We start from the raw sequence: 17725 nt of genomic DNA, 5'->3' as shown, positions 1-17725 counted from the left end.
TTACCTTTATACCATAATTCAGATTCCAATGATAGTAAAACATCAAAATTTCGACCAACTAATTGATAATGTTTATCAAACGCATAGCGCATTACAAGAAAATGCAAAGAGAGCTATCAACCAAAACCTAACCATACGCAATTGGCTTGTTGGATGTTATATTGTAGAATACGAACAATATGGTGAAGATCGGGCAAAGTATGGCGACAAGCTAATTGAAGCAATGTCTAAATCTATAAAAGCAAAAGGGCTCAAAGGGTTCTCTCCTATGGCATTAAGAACGTGTAGAACCTTTTATAAAACATATCCTAAGATTCAACAGACACTGTCTGTTATATTTCAAAATCAAGACATCAAATCATTGTCAAATAGCAATATAGAGATTCAACAGACAGTGTCTGTCGAATTGGATGACAACCTCGAATTGTCGCCAGAATTGCTCCTGTCAAGATTATCCTACTCTCATTTTATAGAATTGATTAGATTTGACGATCCTCTTGAACGCCTATTCTATGAAGTTGAAACAATAAAGAACAACTGGAGCGTACGGGAACTGGAACGCGCGATCAATACAGCTTTATACGTTCGAACCGGCTTATCTAAAAACAAAGAAGCCATCATCAGTAAGTTCAAGAATCAGAAACCGGCTCAAAGTATAGATGTTATTCGCGATCCGTACTTCTTGGAATTTCTTGGATTGGAAGAACGGTCAGAATATAGCGAATCAGAGTTAGAACAAGCTATTTTAGACCATTTACAGAAATTTCTGATAGAACTTGGCACCGGGTTCTGTTTTGAAGCTCGCCAGAAGCGAATCACATTCGACAATACCCATTATCGTATTGACTTGGTTTTCTATCATCGCATTCTGAAAAGCCATATTCTGATTGATTTGAAAATAGGCAAATTCGATCATGCCGATGCTGGGCAAATGAATGTCTATCTGAATTATTATAAAGACAATGAAATGTCGGACGGAGATAATCCCCCTATCGGACTTATCCTCTGCGGAAGCAAAGGCGAAGCTTTGGCGAAATATGCAACCTCTGGTATGGATAATCAGCTGTTTGTTTCCAAATACTTAGTCCAGTTACCCGATAAAAGAGTCTTAGAGAATTTTATCAAGAAAGAAATTGGAGAATAAAAGACTCTTATTTGCCTTTTTATGAATTACAAAGCTCAAATAGATGCCGTTCTTCATTATATAAACTCACAAATTCAGAGAGATTGGTCGAAAGAACCGGAAAACACATTCAATAATGCGACATCCATTGCCAAACTGATGGATATTGCTTGTTTGTCTAAACGCAATTTTCAGTTAGTCTTCAAGGAATACATAGGAGAAACTGCTGGTGAATATATAGATCGTATTCGTATGGAATATGGAGTGTTGCTACTAAAAGAAAACCGTTATTCTAACAAGGAAATAGCAGAACGCTTAGGATGGGCAAATGATACAGCTTTTTATAACGCCTTCAAGAAGAGAAATTTACAATCGCCAACAAAATATAAAGCTGAAAGATTTGAATTGAATACATATGTTGAGTTTGACAAAGTCGACTACACCCTCATAGAATTGCCGGAGACGCCAATTATCTTTTTTCTATACAACGGTAGTTATGATGATTATACTACCGATTTTTTTGAAGAAGAAAGTTGGGAAAGACTTCGTCAATATGCTCAACAAAACGACTGGCTTCCTGAAAAAGAAGAATACTGGGGCGTTTGTTATGATGATCGTGATATTACCATTGACAATAAATGTCGATTTTACGCAGGATTAACCGTCAATCATCTACCTAAGATGAAAGTGACCGATGAAATAAAATCTATGTATTTCCCCAAAGAAAAATATGCTGTTTATATTCACAAAGGTCCTTATGAAGAACTTGATTCTTTCTATAATGCTATTCTTCACCAAATCCCCGATGGTTATAACTTGAGTGATGGTTTGATTTTAGAACGATATCTAAATAGTGTAACAGATACTCTGGAAGAAGGTTTACTGACCGAAATTCTGCTGCCGATAACCAAGAAGTTACTCTAACAAAAAATTCCATAAAACACCATTTCCTTCTTCAAAGCCAGATTTCAAATTAATTCTTGGCTGTTGTTTCACTGTCAACTTTCTTTGATTCATTATCTCATTAGAGGTATTTTGTATATTGATCTCACTATTAGGATCATCAATTTCTACAATTTTATTGTGATCTTCTGCATTTAACCCCATTGCCTTCAAAATAGTATTGGGACTTCCGTTTTTTTCTCCAATAATATCAAAGTTAGAATCCCAGACACTCCTAATTAGAAAACTTACGGGAACGCCTTCATGACCAGCAACAATATCAAATCGAGTGTATGTATCATCTATGTTGTTAGAACTTAAATAAATACGAAATCCTTTGCTGTTTTGAACGGTAGTTTGTTCTCTATATTTTGATTTTTTATAGATAAAATTAGTCCTATACCAGTCATGAGCATCATCTCCAATTCCACCATAATATATTTCTAGCATTCTAATAATATATTTATTTCCTCGGATATATAAAGTAGAACCCAATAGAGATTTAGCTAATGCCTCAACTGCCTGTATTGAAGTTTTTTTAGTTTCAGTATCACCTACAAAGGTCCCATTTTTATCTATAAGATTTTTGATCTCATCAAAATAGCGAATCATAATGTCATTTTTTTAGTTATAAATATTTTACAAAAAACATCCACTAAACGATTTTACCCAATCGCCGTTGAACAAATTTAGAAAACATTTTCATGTCGCTGATATTTAGCACATTAAAAATTTGTTCATTAGAATTTGAATTAGTAATAAAATGCTAGCAATCAGCAAACTATTTTCTATCTTCAGTCTTATTCTGCCGCTTCATTTCTTCCAATATTTTCTTCTGATTTTTTGAAATTTTACTTGCTCCGCTTATCCACCGTTGTAGCTTTACTCCAATCCAGAATAAAACGACCAATACTACTACAAAAATAACTAATTCTTTCATTCCTTTACTTTATTTGAGGTTATACATTAGTTTTCACAGATAGGAAAGCCATACTGACCTATACTTTCCATATACTCTAAGATTAAATCAATCACTCTGTCAACATAATATTGGGGTATGAAATTTCGTTCAAGATATTGTTCGAGAAAGCGATATATTGCATTTTTGAAATCTCCATCGCCAACCATCATCCCAGAAGAATTATTCCAAATAGATTCAAATCCCTTTGCTATAAGCAGGTAATCAAAAGTTGACAAATAAAAGTCGAGTTTGTTAAATACAAAATATTCTTGTTCTGTATGATCCGGTCGCTTTAGAGGCAATTTGCAGAAAGAAATTTCCTCCTTTACTCTTACATTCCATGTGATGCAATTAAGAACACCTCCATCTATGGCTATTTCATTGGAGTTTACAGGGATAACCTTACAATGAGAGAATATTTTTTTTGCATAGTCAAACGCGACCTCATCCATATTTAAACCAAACTGGGGAAGCAATATATACTCTCCAATTTGTACAAAGTTGATATAGACTCCTTTGGCTGTATAATCTCCATTCTCATTTTTTTCATCTACAAATTCTGATGGAAACCTGATAATATTTAGCCCAGTATTTTCAAGTGCTTTATTCATCTTGCTTTGCCAACTTTTACTCTCATAAGAATAATCAGCAACCAGCAAATCTGTGTCGTTTAAGAATCGAACCATTCCATCTGCATGTCCCGTCATATCGTATGGCACTTGTGGCATCAGACAAACATTCTTAACATTCAACTCTCTCTTAAGCATAGCAATGATTGACTCTCTCTTGAATTGGGGATTATCTTTTAGCACTTTCTCTGTTAAAATGACATGAGAAGCAGATTTTACGACATTACCTCCGTCAATGACTAAATTCACCTTTTTAACATTCATCCTTTCATTGACTCTAATGTCAGATGGAATAGTTAGTTTATCAATGTATTTGGGTGAAAGATAGTAATCTGGGAAATAGTCAAATTGAACAAAATCACTTATACCTGTTTGAATGGGCATGTAGTCTCTACACCAAATATCACGAGTATTCTCAATAAAACCATATCCGATTCTTTTGTCTATCAGTATATTCTCCAATCTTTTCCAAAACGAATAGTATCGTTTTTTTTCCTTTATTAAGGAACTGAAATACACAAAATTAGTTTCTCTATCTGTTATCATATCTTCAATTTTATAGGGCAAAATTAGGCAGAACAGAGAAAAGAAAAACTATTCAAAAGTGCAGAAAGCCTAAATAAGAGTCAAAGTATAGCCGGAAGCTTGTTTTTATCTATTACTTAGGTTTAACTTCTTCATACATCTGATACCAAAACACCGCTTTCTCTTTCCACTCCCGATATTCATGAATAAAGTATCCAGCAAGAAATGCAGAGATCAGCGTTATTACCCACATCGCAATATACCATTTCAAACCTTTGGATGGTTGTTTTACTTTCCGAAGCTTGTTTTCCATTTCATTAATGAAGTTCCGGTTTAGCTGCTCGAACTTTGACGTATCAATTGGAATTTTCTTCTCATATAAGATATTTATACTCTCCCTAACTTGATTTGTAGTTTTATCGTTCGTTCGGGATATCTCCCGAAGCTGATCTATTTGAGCGGACAGAATGCTATCTGCTGTTTCTCGGGAAATATCTTCTTTTCCAGCAAATTTATTTCTTCGCTTGGTTGATTTGTTAGAATTGTCGTCCATAATATCGTTTTTTTGGTTTCTTCTTTTTATGTTTCAATGTATTGTCTTCTTCGGGATTGTGTCTATTTGGAGTAAACAGATCTGCTAATAGCGAAGCTATACTGGAACTTACTCCTGAATAGGATTGTTGATTGCTCTCATCTTGGTTATAGTTCTGTTGAAGTCGTTGCGGACGATTCTCTTCCAGTGAAGAAGAAAAGTTCCCCGCAAGCGAGCGGAATCCGAACTCCCGTCCGATTTCCGATGCTTTGAACGTCTGTCCCTCGTAAGTGAATCGGATTCCATAGGTTTTACCTTGTTTATTCTTAGCAGGCTCAATACCGACTCCTTCTTTTTCCAATCCATATAAAAAGCCCTCTAAGCTGGTATTCTTAAACAACTCATAATAAGCAATTTGTTGGAGCTTCTCTTTCGTCTGTTGTCGTGCGGGGTCTGTATGAGCTTCTTGATGCTCCTTTTGTTTCTGAACATCTTTGGCAATCGTCAATCCCATTTCACGGCTTATCTCTTCTGCAATTTTTGCCGAACGATTGCTCACAAAGGTTGTATCGAATACTTTGCCATCAACTCCGATACGGTTTGCAATCAGGTGGATATGCGGTTTCCCGGTATCTTTATGGGTACAGGCTATCCATTGATGATTCTGTAATCCCATTTTATTGGCAAACATCCGGGCTATTTTAATCATATCTCCCGGCTTTAGTTTATCTATATCCTGTGGAGATATACCTATCTCATAGCGCATATACTTGTTTTTGCATCGGTAGTTATGCTGATTAACCATTTCAAACTCCCGGAGAATGCTGGCAGGTGTATCATTCTCAATCATATTTCTGCCGACTATCTTATCCAGCTTCCCTTCACGCAAGGCGTAATCAATCGCATTGCCTCCGTGTGCTATTGCTTTCCCTTTCCCAATCATACGCTTAAAAGAATCGGTTATACAATTGTCGGGACTGTTCCAGATATTCCGCAATGGCGATTACTAATTGCGGGTCTTTGTTTCTTATAAGATTGGCGAGCCGGGCAATGGCATTATTATGTTCTTTCAGTTCCCGGAAGTATGAAATCTCTTCTGGGCTTAGCTTCGGGCTGGCAAGTATCCGGCCAGTCAGACATTGTTGCCGGCAATACTCGGAAAGGGTTACTCCCGACCTTTCAGCCATACCCTCTATTCTCTCTTTCTCTGATTCCGTACATCGGAATTTTATATAAGTACTTTTCATCTTTTCTTTTATTATTTGATTCAAAAAACTGTCGAGAGCGAAGCGATTGCAGTTTCCCCGCCAGCGAAAGCGGTTCAGGCGGCAAGCGCAGTTTGTGGTAACAAACTGACGTCTTGCAATGCACTTCGCGCATTAGGTTAGCTTATAAGCTGCGCCCTTTCTTTCTTGTTGGTAGTTGCCGCTTAATCTGGACGGCGGCTCTATTCTTTTCAGGCTGTTTTTGTAGGTTGGATTTATCCCGCCAGTAATCGTTCAGGTCTTTATGGTCTCGATAGAAAACAGACTGGTCGATTACTTCTTTACATACTGGGCTTAAACACTGAACAGCCCGCTTTCCGGCTTCATCGTTATCCAAAAAGGCGTGTATTGTTTGATGGGTTTGAAGAAACGGAATCGCTTTCGGAAGATTGGCGATTGAGTTTAATATTGCCGAATCAATTACAGGTGAAGCATTCTGTTTTAATGAAAGATAAGAAAGAAAGTCTATGAAACCCTCGAATAGCATAACTGCATTGTTACCGTTGTTTATGGTTGTTATATTCTTTGGAGTAGTACTTCCTTTGAAATACCTGTTCCGAAGCTCCCATCCTCCGGCATCATTCCGAAAACCGACAGCGAAATAAGGTTTGTCCGCAATGGAATAATGAATTTCCGAACAATATTGTTTCGCTATGTCGGTATTTATACTGCGTTCTTTCAGGTAATCAAGCAAAGCAGGGTGAGCAAGCGGTTTTATATCCGTAATGGTTAGTGCCGATTCTCGGCTTTCTAGTTTAGGAAAAATAGGCAAAGTGTCATTCCGATGAAAGGAAAAAGAATTTTCCAATTGTCGGAGTGCTTCTGCCAGCGAACAATTTTCCAACTTCATCACGAGGTCAACAATCGAACCGCCCTCATTAGTACCGAAGTCGTACCATAAATCTTTATCATAATCAACTTTGAAACTAGGATTGCTGTCATTCCTCAAAGGGGAGAGATACATTCCGTAATATCCCCGGTCTTTTACCGGACTGATTCCTTTATTTTCAAGATATTGCTTTATACTTATATAATTTGAATTTTTCATTTTCTTATTTTTTAGCTGTTTTACTTACTACACAAATGAATCTATGTATTGAACTGATAATCAATTATCTTTATGTAGTATGATTATATTTTGTAGTAACTACTACTCTGTAGTAAGGTAGTAGGATGAGAGTAAGATGCGAATTTTGCTTCTTACTACGACTTAATCCTTTTTCTTTCACTGGATTATATATGATTGTAGTAAGGTAGTAAGAAGAATAATCCATATCTATATTTCTATAAATCACGGTCGAAGAATGGATTTGGCTTGATTTTCTTTATCCGGTAGCATTGAACCGGATTAGCTCCTTTCGTCAATCGCTTGGAGAGCCGTTCAAATTCAGCTTTACGCAAAGCTTCGCCCATTCGCTTCTCGGACAGTTTTACCAAAGTGTATGCCTGTAAGTAGCTTAATACTTCCGAGGTAGTCATATAACATTCTTCATCGGCTTCCGGCTTCTCGAACCCTTTCAGTAGCATTTCATATTCGGTAGTCTGTACGTGGAATTGTTGGCTAAGCCTGTGCAGCTCCGTAATTTCTTCCTCGACAAACCAATAGCGATAGCCATTATCCAAAAGCCACATCACTTCGGAGAATACATTATCCATATTGATTTGCTCCGCTGTTTTGATGTCGATACTGATAACCTCGAATGGCAAGAACCTACGACTGCCAGTCGGATCAGTTAGAAAGTCGTTGCCGTTAACCGATGCCATGAAACTGACTAAATGCGGATATTCTTCAATATACACATCATACGGACGACGGTATTTAACAGCCGGAGTCGTTATCAGATTCTTTAATTCGTTTTCATCCCGCTTATTCAGGGCTTTTAACTGGTCATCGATATTGATAAACAGGTATTCGGCAATCATCGTCAATACATCTTTATTTTGTGGATCTATCTTTCCGGTAAACAGATAGCTCTTTAGCGACTGCGGACAAAGATGGTCTAACCATGTTGTCTTAAACCGCCCCTGTTCTCCAGTCAATACCAAACAAGTATGGTTCTGACAGCCCACATCTTCCAGAGCATTGGCACCCACGCCCACTAACCATTTTGTGAGGTATTCGTTCCATTTTTCAGGATTGGCGGTGGTTACAGTCTGCGCTAATTGGAGGATATATTGGTTTATGGCAGGCTCTATACGTAGCAATTGCCGGAAATAGTCTTTAACCGGATGCACCTTTGGCGAAAAGTCGCTTTCGAGAATGGTGCGGATATTCTCTGCCGATGTAGAAATGCCCAGCTCCGTATCAATCCGTCGTTTGAATGAATTGAGGGCAAACTTGGTAACAGGGTGAAACGGATTATTGTCGTTCTTCATGCGATACTCCGGTTTGGATTTTATCACATTGAAGCGGAAATCGTATTTCTCCTGCAAGTATGCCTCAATCCGCTCATTTTTGGATTGGCGGACGGAAGAATCTGTTTTCTCTTTCATCGGGATCAAGATTCTTCTGTCGTTCTACATCTATTTAGGATAAAGTTTAAAATCTCCTCTTTATCATAGAAGACGAGCTTCTCCCCAAAACGGTATTCTTTGTAATAACCGAGCCGGGCGTATTTACGGACGGTGGGCGCAGAGGCTTTTAGAAGTTTGGTAGCCTCTTTCATCTTGATTAGGTTACTCATCGCCTTGTCAACAGGCGACGCTTGTTCTTCAGGAATGCTGTTCTCAACAGCTTCCTCATTTTCTGATTTTAACCAGAATTTCTTGAATGTCTTTCTCATTTTACTAATAATTTTAGAAATTTCGAAAGACAAATATATAATGTAATTTCTCTGGGAATAAGCAACTTGCGTCTCCGGGACAATACGGGACAAGGCTTCACAGAATGGGACAAGTCAGCCTGTTATGGCAGAGAGTAAAACAAGGGGAAATGAATAGTAATAAGGCGAAAATATCAGACTTTGACTGATAGGCTTTTCATATCCTTTTCAATAATGAAAACCGCCTTTGCAAGTCCAATTTCTGAATAGAATTCCCGGATGGTATCCAAATGTTTCAGAAGTGTTTTAGTATCAACATTGCTTCGGTTCAGCGAGGGATTGGCGTGTAATTTCGTGTCAGACGGAACGATTTTCTCTCCGATAAGAGTTTGCCATGCTTGCAATCGGTCTTCGGGAGTATAGGCTGGAATGAGCTCCGAAGCCAGTAAATAGCCAAAAATGCGGTCACCCAATTGTTTGCGACCTCTTATGGAATAGCATTTGAGGATTTTATCTTTTATTACTTGTATCGTATCTTCTTTTGTTAAGTCATTGGCTTGTGTAAGAGGAGATATACCATATAGTATAGATTTTATAGCTTCATCTGAAATATCATCCTGAATGAATAAGTTTTCGACCTCTTCACGTTTAGTTCTGATTATTTCAGCTATATGCTTTTGTTCTCTTCCTGTTCCAAAAAGCAAATTGAAGAACGGAATAACGCTGGAAACCTTTAATATAAGGTTGCTATCTTCGGAAATTTTCGCACAATCATCCAGAAAGATATTTACATCAAGAGCTTTGCCTTTCTGCTGCTGTACCTTAAAGCTAGCATAATAGAATTTAAGGATGGAAACATCAGATGTCCCCAACAAATTCTCATTATACATTTTGCGATACCGATTCATATAATATCAAATTGAGTCTACAAAAATAAGTAGTTTTTGTGTAATTACCAGTAATTGCTCATGAGGATTATGCTGTTTCCTCTAAATACCATAAATTATTCGTAAATTGCAGCGATTTAAATTATTAGAACAATATGGGAAGGAAGAAAACAAATGGCAGAGTCCCTACTTATGATAAACTATTAGTTCCAACATTAAAAGCCTTGAAGCTATTAGGTGGCTCCGGATCTATTGAGGAAATTAATGAGAAAGTATATGAGATTGCTAATCTTGATGAAGAAACATTAAGTATTCCTCATAAAGAAGATGGAATGCAAAGCAAAGTTGATTATAGACTTGCTTGGGCAAGAACCTATCTTAAGAAGTATGGGTTGATAGAAAATTCGTCAAGAGGAATCTGGGTATTGATTGATAATGATATAAATCCAGATGCCTTCAAATCAAATGAGATTGTAAAAAAGGTAAGGACTGATGATAAGAGGGATGAAAAAGAGGTTATTCCATTAGATAAATTAGATACGGTTGTTGAAGACGAAACTGATGAATTAAATTGGAAAGAAAATCTTTTAAAGGTTGTTCAAAGTATTGAACCATCGGCATTCGAGAGGCTTTGTCAAAGAATATTAAGAGAAAGTGGATTTGTTCAGGTTGAAGTTACTGGAAAATCAGGGGATGGAGGTCTTGATGGTAAAGGCATTGTCAGACTAAATGGATTTCTAAGCTTTCATGTTTTCTTTCAATGTAAAAGATTTAAGGATTCAGTAGCATCAAGTTATATCAGAGATTTTAGAGGAGCAATGCAAGGAAGAGCTGATAAAGGATTGTTTATAACTACTGGAAAATTCACACGTGAAGCAATAAAAGAAGCATCAAGAGATGGTGCGCCTCCAATAGATTTAATAGATGGTGATTTGCTGTGTGAGAAATTGAAAGAATTTAGTCTTGGGGTTAAAACAGAATTAATTGAAGAGGTAACTATCAATCCTGAATGGTTTGAAAAAATTTAAGTTAATAATCTGATATATGATGACTAAAAAAGAAGATAAGAAAATTTGTTTTGTGATATCTCCCATTGGAGAGGAAGGTTCTGAAACCAGAACCCGTTCGGATCAAATACTAAAACACATCATTACAGAACCAGTATCGCAATTAGGATATGAAGTTATTAGGGCTGATAAAATCTCTGAACCGGGAATTATTACAACTCAAATTATAGAATACATAGTAGATGCTGAGCTCGTTATCGCTGATCTGACAGACCATAACCCAAATGTATTTTATGAATTGGCAATTAGACATGCAATGAGAAAACCACTTGTCCAAATGATAAGAAAAGGAGATATTATTCCTTTTGATGTCGCAGCGACAAGGGTAATACAGTTTGATCTTCACAACTTAGATAGTGTTGCAGCTGCAAAAGAGGAGATATCATCGCAAGTAAAATCTATTGAAACAGAAGGTAATGAAGTTCAAAACCCTATATCCGTATCCTTAGACTTAAAGGTTTTGAAAGAAAGTGGAGACGCAGAAGAGCGATCTTTGGCTGATATTGTTGAAGCAATTTCCGACTTGCGATTAGCAGTTGCTGGCATAGACAAAGGATTACAGTCTTCTAAATTAACGGAAGAATTAAAAACTAAGATAGAAGCATTACCTTCTTTAATTGAGAACAGATTATACGACCCTGAAAGAAGAAGGCGAAGGAAGTTTCATCCAATGATGTTAGATGAAATAATGCATATGGAAATGAAAGAAGAAAATCCTGCTTTAAGTTTTTTGATGATGATCAGCTTATTTAAGGAAGATTTTCCTTGGATATATGAGGTCGGACTTGAAACTTATAAAGTTCTTAAATCTTCAAAATCCAAAGCAGAAAAAGGAAAATCCCTTAAAACCTTTGAGCACTCATTAGAGATACTTGGACATCCAATGTACAGGGAAATGTTCGGTAAATCAGAAGAGTTATATATGTTTAGTAAAGATATGAGGCATTTTACACGCCGATATTTAGAACGATATTATCAAGAAGAACTGAAATAATTTCCTAAATCATCTTGTTTTGCTAATATTTTATTGTGTTGCACAACGGGGGGAAGGAATGGGACAAATGTAAATTTGCAACACAAGCGCAACACAGTAAAAAAATAAAAGCCTGTCAATCAACTGATTAACAGGCTTCTTGGCGGTATGGACGGTAATTTCGATGCTCCATCAGTAAAAGCAACAGTCAGTAATTATACCATGAATCTCTTTGCTTCAGCTCCCCTGGCAAAGAAACTGACTATCTCTGCCGCTTACCGTCAGACTTTCTACAACCTATATAGCAACGAAAAAGTTGATTTTTCCGGCAATGGCAATAATCCGCAAAGCCTTTCAAACGTATATATCAAACCGGACTACCATTTCAGAGATGCCAATATCAAGCTATCAGGAAAGACATCTAAGGATGATACCTATTATATCAGTCTGTATGGGGCTGACGATCGCTTTAAATTCTCAGTGAGGCAAACGGACGAGTTTGACATAAACGCTTCTGAAAAGAACAGGCAATATGGCGGAGCGGCTTCCTATAAGCGCGTATGGGAAAATGGGTCGGCTACAAAAGTGGTAGCTGCATTCTCACAGTTTACCTCTCTGTTAGACAACCTGGCAATCGTTGGGAATAAAAAGCCTACGCCAGACGATGTCAGCTACTTGGATAATGAGGTACAGGAATTTTCAGTAAAACTCAGTCACGACTTTTATATCGGGAGCCGGAACAAAATACAGCTTGGCGGAGAATGGCAACAATACCGGGTAAGCCTGAATGACTTGCGCGGGGAACTGGAAAAACCAACCTTATATATAAACGATAACATATTATTAGGCAAACTGTCTTTAAACGCAGGTGTACGGGTAGATATGCCTCTGAATAAAAAAGTATATGTGCAGCCCCGTTTGTCAGGCACTTACAAGATATCGGAAGAAGTGGCAGCAACCGCTTCCTGGGGGCTTTACAACCAATTCCTTACCCGTACCGCATACCAGTATGACGAATCCGGATTTCAGACGGTGTGGACTATGGCAGACAGTACCTTTACAAAGGCGATGCACACCACTGTAGGTATTGCATATAGTAAAAACAGTTTGTTGGTCAGCCTGGAAGGATATTATAAAAAGACAAACAACAGCCAGTATTTTTTGGAGAATACACTCTATAAAATAGACAATACGATTATAGGAGCAGACCTGTTTCTCAAAAAGCAGATCAGAAACCATACATTGTATGGCTCGTATTCTATTAACAGGCTTAGCAAACCTCAAAACGAGCTATCGCATGAGATAAAAGTAGGAGGTATCGGGGCATTCGACCCATTCTATTTTTCGTTGAGTTACGTTTACGGTAGCGGCTTTGCCTATATCTCTACCGGAGGACACGGGCATGGGCAAGGCAACGGGCAAGGACAACAGCATGGCTCTAAACACAAGCATACGGACTCTTCTGATGCATCGTATAGTCGTTTTGATATAAGCGCTACATACCGGACACAAATAAAGAAAGTAAGGCTGCAAGCAGGCGTATCACTATTGAATCTATTCGACACAAAGAATATAAAATACAATTATCAGGTTTCCGATCAGAACAGTGCAACAAACATCTTCACGAAAGCGACTCCCTTTACTCCGACTGTATTTCTTGAAATAATTTTGTAATCTGTGGTAGGGTAAAACCTATCTCGTGCGGTTACTACTATGAAAGCATTTCAGAGAAAAAAACAGATTACAAATCTATAAAATCAGAAAGAGATATGAAAAAGTTATTTTATTCGTTAGCAGTAGTTTTACTTGCAGTAGCATTCGTTTCATGCAACAATGAAAATCAGGATGACATCGACACATTGGAAAAGGAGGATATTGAAACAAGAGCCGCAGCCTTAGGCTTTGAAGATGTTGCTGCTTATAAAGCATGTGTAGCAGAACAATGTGCTGCAGGAAATCACGAAAATTGCGATATCTGCGAAGATGGCACACATGAAGCCTGCCCGTATTTCGAACATTCGGGTAAAAAGCATGATGGCACACATCACAATGGAAGCAATCATGAATCACATGGCAAAAAGGGTCATTCACACGGTTCGCAGAACGGCAAACACCATTAATTAAGCTTCATATACGACAGGATTCAATAAAGAGTTTGTTTTACTCTTTATTGAATCCTTTTTTATATACTACAGAACAAATACAAAACCTTCCCTAACGAGAATCTACAGCCTGTTTCGTATATCTTTCACCTCTGCTTTTGTTAATCTTTCTTATATTGTCTGGCATACATTATAGATGCAACATCATATTGTATAAAGTAAGATAATGAATAATCAGATTGTTAGAATGTTATAATCCGTAAAAAAATAGACTTTCCTATTGTTTATATTGAATAATTCTTATATTTGCACAGAACTTAATTCTTGAAATACCATGAATTCGAATGGAGAGAAAAAGGAAACGTTGTATCCTCACGTTTCTGTAGACTGTGTCCTTTTGGGTATAGACAATGAGCAGTTGAATGTATTACTGGTAGAACGAAAAGATGCCGGAACCGGGAAAACGGAATTCAAGTTACCCGGAAGCTTGATTTATGAATCGGAAGATCTGGACGAGGCTGCCCATAGGGTATTAAGTGAGACTTCCGGACTAAAACGTGTCCCCCTCAAACAATTTCAGGCATTTGGTTCACCCTTACGTACAGCCAACAAAAAAGATGTAGAATGGCTCGAAAAGTCTTCAAACATGAAGATAGACCGAATTGTAACCATCGCTTATCTGGCCTTATGCAAGGTTCGCAAAACAAAACCAGATGCTAAGTTTGGCGTTGTTCAATGGATACCGGTAAACCAATTACCGGAACTGCCTTTCGACCATCTCGAGATCATTCGTGCCGCTATAAGGGAGATACGCGTCTGGACAGAGATTGAACCGGCTATTATATTCAGTCATCTCCCTTCTTTATTTACCGCTTTACAGTTGAGAAAAACCTATGAAGTCATATACGATAAAGAGCTGGATGTGAGAAATTTTCACAAGAAAATGAACTCTCTCTCTTATATAGTACAAACCGATGAAACAGAACAGGGAGTAGCCCATCGTTCAGCACGTTATTACCGGTTTGATAAAGTGAAATACAACAAATTGCGATCTAAATTAAATAAAACCTAAAAACAAATTAGCATGTATCTGTTAGGGTGTGATATCGGAAGTTCTTCAGTAAAGGCTTCTATTGTAGACCAAGAAAGTGGTCTAACGATCAGTTCGGACTTCTATCCGAAAGAGGAAGCTCCTATTAAAGCTGTTAAACCCGGATGGGCGGAACAAAATCCGGACGACTGGTGGGAGTACCTGAAATTAGCGATTCAAAGCGCTATCAGGAAAGTAAATATACAAGGGGAAGATATCGGTGCAATTGGTATTTCGTACCAGATGCACGGATTGGTTCTGGTGAACAAGGCAATGGAAGTATTACGTCCTTCTATTATCTGGTGTGATAGCCGGGCTGTTCCTTATGGCGAACGAGCCTTTCAGGCGATCGGCTCTGAGAAATGCCTGTCGCATCTGCTGAATTCGCCCGGTAACTTTACAGCTGCCAAGCTGGCCTGGGTAAAGGAAAATGAACCTCAGTTATTTGAGTCTGTTTATAAGTTTATGCTGCCGGGTGACTTTATCGCTATGCGCATGACCGGTGAAATAGCAAGTACCGTATCCGGGCTATCAGAAGGTATTTTATGGGATTTCAAGAACAACAGAGTTTCGGAAGATGTTATGCAGTATTACGGTTTCCCGGCTGATATTGTTCCTACAATATGCCCTACCTTCGGAAGACAAGGCGAGCTACTGGGCAGTATAGCTGCCGAACTGGGCTTAAAGAAAGGCATACCCGTAACCTACCGGGCCGGAGACCAACCCAATAACGCTTTATCTCTGAATGTATTCAACCCGGGTGAGATTGCCGCGACAGCCGGAACATCCGGTGTAGTATACGGAGTAAACGATCAGGTAAATTATGATACATATTCACGTGTAAACAGTTTTGCACATGTGAATTATACGGCAGAACAACCTCGTTTGGGCGTTTTACTCTGCATCAATGGAGTAGGTATTCTTAATTCCTGGGTCAAACGAAACGTTGCCCCCGCCGGTGTAAGCTATGACGAGCTGAATGACATAGCTGCCGAAGTACCTGTAGGCAGTGAGGGAATTTCCATCCTGCCGTTCGGAAACGGAGCAGAACGCATGCTTAAAAACCAGGAGATAGACTGTTCATTATACGGAGTAAACTTCAATATTCATCAGCAAAAGCACCTGATTCGTGCCGCACAGGAAGGCATTGTCTTCTCGTTTAAGTATGGTATGGATATCATGAACGACATGGGAATAGACATCAGCGTAATCCGTGCCGGAAACGCCAATATGTTCCTGAGTCCGATATTCAGAGAAGCCTTGGCCGGTGTTACAGGAGCCGTTATCGAACTGTACGATACGAACGGAGCTGTAGGAGCAGCCAAAGGAGCAGGAATAGGCGCCGGCATATACCGCTCGGAAGAAGAAGCTTTCCACTCCCTGAAAAAGATAGATATAATAGAACCCGATGCTTTTAAAGCCGATGCGTATTGCGGAGCTTATGAAGTATGGAAAGAACGCCTAAATAAACAAATAGAACCATGAAAAATTATAATTCGGCTTATGTGTTTGGTATAACAATGGTTGCCACCATCGGCGGCTTGTTGTTTGGTTATGATACGGCAGTTATTTCCGGTGCCGAAAAATCGATAGAAGCGTTCCTGATCAGGCCTTTGGGACTAAGTGCTTTCATGCACGGAGCTACAGTGTCAAGTGCCTTAATAGGCTGTATTATCGGCGGCGCGCTGTCAGGTTTCTTCTCGTCTCGTTTGGGTCGTAAAAGATCACTTTTACTGGTAGCTATCCTGTTTTTCCTGTCGGCATTGGGTTCCGGCTTCCCGGAAACCTTCTTCTTTACGCGCGGCGAGCCCACGATGTCTTTGCTGGTAGTCTTTAACCTCTACCGTATATTAGGCGGTATCGGTGTAGGGCTGGCATCGGCTGTATGTCCGATGTATATTGGCGAGATCGCTCCTGCCGAGATACGTGGTCGTCTGGTTTCTTTCAACCAGTTTGCTATTATCTTCGGGATGTTGGTTGTTTACTTTGTGAACTGGGGAATCGCTAACGGGCAAACCATCGAGTGGATCAACGATATAGGCTGGCGTTACATGTTTGCATCGGAAGCTATTCCGGCAGGCTTATTTGGTTTGTTGGTTCTTTTTGTGCCCGAAACACCCCGTTACCTGGCACTTACACATCAGGACGAAAAAGCCTTGGATGTACTAGAGAAGATCAATGGCTCAAAAGAAAGGGCTCAGCATATTTTAGGCGAGATTAAAGCTACAGTGTCAGAAACCGTTAAAGGGAAGCTCTTCTCTTATGGCGCTACTGTTATCGTGATTGGTATCCTGCTTTCTGTATTCCAGCAGTTTGTTGGGATCAATGTAGCCCTGTATTATGCACCCCGTATCTTTGAAAGTATGGGAGCTGCCAAAGATGCTTCTATGCTTCAGACAATTGTAATGGGACTGGTGAATGTAATCTTCACAGTAGTAGCCATCATGACAGTAGATAAATGGGGACGTAAACCTTTGCTTATTGTAGGTTCTATCGGTATGGCTATCGGTATGTTTGCTATTGCCACCTTGTCATACCTGAACATAATTGGTATCAGTACATTGGTATTCATCATCATCTATACAGCTTCTTTTATGATGTCGTGGGGTCCTATCTGCTGGGTATTAATCGCCGAGATATTCCCCAATAAGATACGTGGACAGGCCGTAGCTGTGGCTGTAGCTGCTCAGTGGACTGCCAATTACCTGATTTCTTCTACCTATCCGGCCATGATGGAATTCAGCGGAGCTGTGACCTATGGGTTCTATGGTTTGATGGCTGTTCTTTCTGCTTTGTTTGTCTGGAAAATGATTCCAGAAACCAAAGGCAAGACCCTGGAAGAAATGGAACAATATTGGAAAAAATAA

The 17725-nt window shown here is 38.8% G+C and carries 19 protein-coding genes; 9 read left to right on the top strand and 10 right to left on the bottom strand.

Annotated features, from left to right (window positions below; genetic code table 11):
* Positions 1 to 28: 28 nt before the first annotated feature.
* Both M2470_RS04280 and M2470_RS04275 read left to right on the top strand, forming a co-directional pair.
* Positions 29 to 1144 (top strand): PDDEXK nuclease domain-containing protein, encoded by a 1116-nt coding sequence (locus M2470_RS04280; protein WP_280743791.1) that lies wholly within the window; start codon positions 29 to 31, stop codon positions 1142 to 1144.
* A gap of 21 nt (positions 1145 to 1165) precedes the next feature.
* On the top strand, positions 1166 to 2047 hold the full coding sequence (locus M2470_RS04275) for a GyrI-like domain-containing protein (protein WP_280743792.1): 882 nt from the start codon (positions 1166 to 1168) through the stop codon (positions 2045 to 2047).
* On the opposite strand, the gene M2470_RS04270 is transcribed toward M2470_RS04275, so the two are convergent.
* From M2470_RS04270 to M2470_RS04225, 10 genes are all read right to left on the bottom strand, one after another.
* The gene (locus tag M2470_RS04270) at positions 2039 to 2677 is read right to left on the bottom strand and encodes a DNA-3-methyladenine glycosylase (protein WP_280743793.1); all 639 of its coding nucleotides are present in this window, start codon (positions 2675 to 2677) and stop codon (positions 2039 to 2041) included. The genes M2470_RS04275 and M2470_RS04270 overlap by 9 nt on opposite strands.
* Positions 2678 to 2846: 169 nt before the next feature.
* On the bottom strand, positions 2847 to 3005 hold the full coding sequence (locus tag M2470_RS04265; protein WP_280743794.1) for a hypothetical protein: 159 nt from the start codon (positions 3003 to 3005) through the stop codon (positions 2847 to 2849).
* A gap of 26 nt (positions 3006 to 3031) precedes the next feature.
* Positions 3032 to 4201, bottom strand: coding sequence for an agmatine deiminase family protein (locus M2470_RS04260; protein WP_280743795.1), 1170 nt, complete (start codon positions 4199 to 4201; stop codon positions 3032 to 3034).
* A 112-nt stretch (positions 4202 to 4313) separates the two neighbouring features.
* A complete protein-coding gene (locus M2470_RS04255) occupies positions 4314 to 4733 on the bottom strand; it encodes a hypothetical protein (protein ID WP_280743796.1) in 420 nt (139 codons plus the stop codon).
* Positions 4717 to 5655, bottom strand: a complete 939-nt coding sequence (locus M2470_RS04250; RefSeq protein WP_280743797.1) for a relaxase/mobilization nuclease domain-containing protein — start codon at positions 5653 to 5655, stop codon at positions 4717 to 4719. The genes M2470_RS04255 and M2470_RS04250 overlap by 17 nt, the downstream gene beginning before the upstream one ends.
* Positions 5656 to 5659: 4 nt before the next feature.
* A complete protein-coding gene (locus tag M2470_RS04245; RefSeq protein ID WP_280743798.1) occupies positions 5660 to 5959 on the bottom strand; it encodes a hypothetical protein in 300 nt (99 codons plus the stop codon).
* 142 nt (positions 5960 to 6101) lie between these two features.
* On the bottom strand, positions 6102 to 7025 hold the full coding sequence (locus M2470_RS04240; RefSeq protein ID WP_280743799.1) for a toprim domain-containing protein: 924 nt from the start codon (positions 7023 to 7025) through the stop codon (positions 6102 to 6104).
* Positions 7026 to 7261: 236 nt separating this feature from the next.
* Positions 7262 to 8470 (bottom strand): VapE domain-containing protein, encoded by a 1209-nt coding sequence (locus M2470_RS04235; RefSeq protein WP_280743800.1) that lies wholly within the window; start codon positions 8468 to 8470, stop codon positions 7262 to 7264.
* Positions 8471 to 8475: 5 nt separating this feature from the next.
* Positions 8476 to 8760, bottom strand: coding sequence for a hypothetical protein (locus M2470_RS04230; RefSeq protein WP_280743801.1), 285 nt, complete (start codon positions 8758 to 8760; stop codon positions 8476 to 8478).
* A gap of 173 nt (positions 8761 to 8933) precedes the next feature.
* The gene (locus M2470_RS04225) at positions 8934 to 9647 is read right to left on the bottom strand and encodes a hypothetical protein (protein ID WP_280746460.1); all 714 of its coding nucleotides are present in this window, start codon (positions 9645 to 9647) and stop codon (positions 8934 to 8936) included.
* Between the two features lie 134 nt (positions 9648 to 9781).
* Between M2470_RS04225 and M2470_RS04220 the strand changes: the two genes are divergently transcribed.
* The 7 genes from M2470_RS04220 (at position 9782) to xylE (ending at position 17725) form a co-directional block, all read left to right on the top strand.
* Positions 9782 to 10654 (top strand): restriction endonuclease, encoded by an 873-nt coding sequence (locus tag M2470_RS04220; RefSeq protein WP_280743803.1) that lies wholly within the window; start codon positions 9782 to 9784, stop codon positions 10652 to 10654.
* A gap of 16 nt (positions 10655 to 10670) precedes the next feature.
* On the top strand, positions 10671 to 11687 hold the full coding sequence (locus tag M2470_RS04215; protein WP_280743804.1) for a hypothetical protein: 1017 nt from the start codon (positions 10671 to 10673) through the stop codon (positions 11685 to 11687).
* Between the two features lie 147 nt (positions 11688 to 11834).
* Positions 11835 to 13340, top strand: a complete 1506-nt coding sequence (locus tag M2470_RS04210; protein ID WP_280743805.1) for a TonB-dependent receptor — start codon at positions 11835 to 11837, stop codon at positions 13338 to 13340.
* A 95-nt stretch (positions 13341 to 13435) separates the two neighbouring features.
* On the top strand, positions 13436 to 13786 hold the full coding sequence (locus M2470_RS04205) for a hypothetical protein (protein ID WP_280743806.1): 351 nt from the start codon (positions 13436 to 13438) through the stop codon (positions 13784 to 13786).
* A 316-nt stretch (positions 13787 to 14102) separates the two neighbouring features.
* Positions 14103 to 14840, top strand: coding sequence for an NUDIX domain-containing protein (locus M2470_RS04200; protein WP_280743807.1), 738 nt, complete (start codon positions 14103 to 14105; stop codon positions 14838 to 14840).
* A 12-nt stretch (positions 14841 to 14852) separates the two neighbouring features.
* Complete coding sequence (locus M2470_RS04195; RefSeq protein WP_280743808.1) at positions 14853 to 16343, top strand: FGGY family carbohydrate kinase; 1491 nt, start codon at positions 14853 to 14855, stop codon at positions 16341 to 16343.
* On the top strand, positions 16340 to 17725 hold the full coding sequence (gene xylE, locus M2470_RS04190; RefSeq protein WP_280743809.1) for a D-xylose transporter XylE: 1386 nt from the start codon (positions 16340 to 16342) through the stop codon (positions 17723 to 17725). Before M2470_RS04195 ends, xylE begins: the two co-directional genes overlap by 4 nt.

The sequence above is a fragment of the Parabacteroides sp. PH5-46 genome (assembly GCF_029892785.1).
Taxonomy (GTDB): Bacteria; Bacteroidota; Bacteroidia; order Bacteroidales; family Tannerellaceae; genus DFXE01.
This window is presented reverse-complemented; position numbering and strand designations above follow the sequence as displayed.